At 39.5% G+C, this 1032-nt stretch carries 1 protein-coding gene and 1 pseudogene; one reads left to right on the top strand and one right to left on the bottom strand.

What is annotated here, in order from left to right; genetic code table 11:
- The first annotated feature begins 181 nt into the window (after positions 1–181).
- Positions 182–910 (top strand): TraR/DksA C4-type zinc finger protein, encoded by a 729-nt coding sequence (locus V7183_RS24050; RefSeq protein ID WP_335361084.1) that lies wholly within the window; start codon positions 182–184, stop codon positions 908–910.
- A gap of 43 nt (positions 911–953) precedes the next feature.
- Here V7183_RS24050 and cspD read toward each other — a convergent pair.
- Positions 954–1032, bottom strand: a pseudogene (gene cspD, locus V7183_RS24045) (cold-shock protein CspD); the annotation flags it as partial.

Raw genomic sequence — 1032 nt, 5'->3', positions numbered from 1 at the left:
AATTGATGTATATATAGTTGAACGAATCAGGCTTTTACAGGTAGCTTATCTCCCACTTCACTTCTTTGTTTTTCATTAAATTTTGCAGTCGGAGTACTACCGCCTGCAAATAGCGGGATAATTCCCACAATCCAGCCCATACTACATAAAGAAACCGAATTGTAGGAAGGTGGATACTACTATGTTAACTCCACAACAAATCAATCATTTTAAATCCATGTTAGAACAGCAACAGCAAGAACTTGAACAAACGCTACAAAATCATGAGAGTGAAGATCGTGCTTCTGAACGGGAATCTGTTGGGGAATTATCTGCTTATGATAACCACCCTGGTGATATGGCTACCGAATTATACGAACGAGAAAAAGATTTCGGGCTGATTGAATTATGGAATAAACAGCTGCAAGATACAAAGCACGCCCTGGAAAAAATTGAAGCTGGCACATACGGTATTTGTGAAGTGTCTGGTGAAGAAATTCCACTGGAAAGATTGGAAGCAATGCCAACTGCAACAACTTGTATTGAACATACAACAAATAAATTAAATCTAGAAGTACGTCCCGTTGAAGAAGAACTACTAGAGGGATTTGGCAAATATGATTTAGACAGTGCTGTTGCATACGATGCTGAGGATGCTTGGCAAGACGTCGCCTTATACGGAACATCAGAAACACCAGCTGATTTAGAACGCCGCGATTCTAAAAACTTTAACGAGATGTATGTCGATGCTGAAGAGCCACGTGGTTACGTAGAAGACTTTGAAAACTTCATCGGAACGGATATATATGGAAAGAATCCGCAAGTGTATGCGACAGAAGCACATGAAGAATATGAGCAAATGCTGGATGATTTTGAAAAACGTGCCTTTAATGGAGAATTGTCTTCTGATGAGTCTGGTTCGAAGGCATAAAAAAAGCATTCCGAAATTCGGAATGCTTTTTTTCGCTAGCTAATTAGTTTTTTGTAACGTTAGCAGCTTGTGGTCCACGGTTACCTTCAACGATTTCGAAAGAAACTTCTTGACCTTCTTCT

The sequence above is a fragment of the Bacillus sp. JJ1127 genome (assembly GCF_036965845.1).
Lineage (GTDB): Bacteria > Bacillota > Bacilli > Bacillales > Bacillaceae_G > Bacillus_A.
The sequence above is the reverse complement of the archived record's forward strand: the minus strand, read 5'-3'. Positions and strand labels throughout refer to the sequence as shown.

Excerpts from the sequence above, each read along its gene's own strand:
- V7183_RS24050 (WP_335361084.1), top strand. The coding sequence starts at position 182 with ATGTTAACTCCACAACAAATCAATCATTTTAAATCCATGTTAGAACAG.